Origin of the sequence: Kitasatospora sp. NPDC059571 (assembly GCF_042735675.1) — a bacterium.
Classification (GTDB): Bacteria; Actinomycetota; Actinomycetes; order Streptomycetales; family Streptomycetaceae; genus Kitasatospora.
This window is the reverse complement of record NZ_JBHWBW010000338.1, coordinates 7,156-8,737: the sequence shown is the minus strand read 5'-3', so window position 1 is coordinate 8,737 and position 1,582 is coordinate 7,156. Positions and strand designations below refer to the sequence as shown.

Annotated in this window: 2 protein-coding genes; one reads left to right on the top strand and one right to left on the bottom strand. The window is 78.2% G+C overall.

The genetic code is table 11. The features are described 5' to 3' along the window. Window positions 1-752 (bottom strand): ROK family protein (locus tag ACFV0G_RS28565; RefSeq protein ID WP_380554113.1); only part of this gene is annotated, 752 nt, incomplete at its 3' end. A 160-nt stretch (window positions 753-912) separates the two neighbouring features. On the opposite strand from ACFV0G_RS28565, the gene ACFV0G_RS28560 reads away from it, so the two are divergent. Next, the coding region (locus ACFV0G_RS28560) for a LacI family DNA-binding transcriptional regulator (protein WP_380554110.1) at window positions 913-1,582 on the top strand (670 nt) is incomplete at its 3' end.

The window sequence follows — 1,582 nt, the reverse complement described above, 5'->3', positions numbered from 1 at the left end:
GCCGGCCCCCGCCGCGCCCGCCCCCGCCGCCCCCCGCCCCCCGGCGCGGCTCCGCGGGTCCCCGGGAGCACGCGTCCGCCCACCGCGGGCCGGGCAAGCGCGGTGCCGCTGGCGATCGTCTCCAGGCAGCCGCGCGAACCGCACGGGCACGGCTCGCCGTCGAAGTCCACGGTGATGTGGCCGAGGTGGCCGGCGTTCCCGGTGGGCCCGGCGTAGACCTCCCCGTCGAGGACGAGCCCGGCGCCGACGCCGGTGGAGACGACGATGCACAGGGCGTTGCGCCGGCCGCGGGCCGCGCCCTGCCAGTGCTCGGCGGCGGCCATCGCCACGGCGTCCCCGCCGAGCACCGCCGGCAGCCGGCCGGCCGCCGGGTGCCGGGCGACCCCGGCCAGCAGCGGGAAGTCGCGCCAGGCGGGGATGTTGACCGGGCTGACCGAGCCCGTGGTGACGTCCACCGGACCGGCGCTGCCGATCCCGAGCGCGACCGCCTCGGACCAGCGCGGCCCGGCGGCGAGGTCGTCGAGCACGGCGTGCACCGCCGCGAGGAGCTCCTCGGCCGGCCGCTTGGCCGGGGTGGGCCGCTGGACCTGGGCGACCAGTGTCCCTGCCGCGTCCACCAGCGCGCCGGCGATCTTCGTCCCGCCGATGTCCAGGGCGGCGTACAGCGGCCCGGGCCCGCCCGCGGCCGGGTCGGGGGCCGGCGGCGGCCGGTGGGCGTCGGCCCGGGGGCGGTCGGTCCGCGGTGTGCTCATGGTGCTGTCTCCGGCAGGGGGTCGGGTGCCTCGGCGGGGCGTCGTTCTCCGGCGGCGGCCGGACGCTCCCTACCGAAGTCTGGACCCTGACCGACAACGTTGTCCAGGAGGATCGGCACCGGAGTGCCGCCACCGCCCCCGGACTGCCTAAGCTCCGGGTATGACGACGTACGGTGCCCGACCCACCATGAAGGACGTCGCTGCGCGCGCCGGCGTCGGCCTCAAGACCGTCTCCCGCGTGGTGAACGGCGAGTCCGGCGTCAGCGAGGCGATGGCGGCCCGGGTGCGCGCGGCCATCGACGAGACCGGCTTCCGCCGCAACGACAGCGCCAGGCTGCTGCGCACCGGCCGGACCGCCAGCATCGGCCTGCTGCTGGAGGACATCGCCGATCCGTTCTCCTCCGCGCTGAGCCGCGCCGTCGAGGACGTCGCCCGGGACCACGGCTCCCTGCTGTTCACCGGCTCCAGCGGCGAGGACGCCGACCGGGAGCGCGAACTCGCCCTCGCCTTCTGCGCCCGCCGGGTGGACGGCCTGGTGATCGTCCCCGCCGGCCCCGACCACCGCTACCTGCTGCCCGAACTCGCGGCCGGTACCCCCGCGGTCTTCGCCGACCGCCCGGCCGCCGGGATCGAGGCGGACGCCGTCCTGCGCGACAACGCCGGCGGCGCCCGGGCGGGCACCGCCCATCTCGTCCGGCACGGCCACCGCCGGATCGGCTTCATCGGCGACCGGCCGCACATCCACACCGCCGCCGAGCGCCGCCGCGGCTACCTCCTCGCGATGGCCGACGCCGGCCTGCCCGTGCACGCCTCCTGGACGGCGCCCGGAC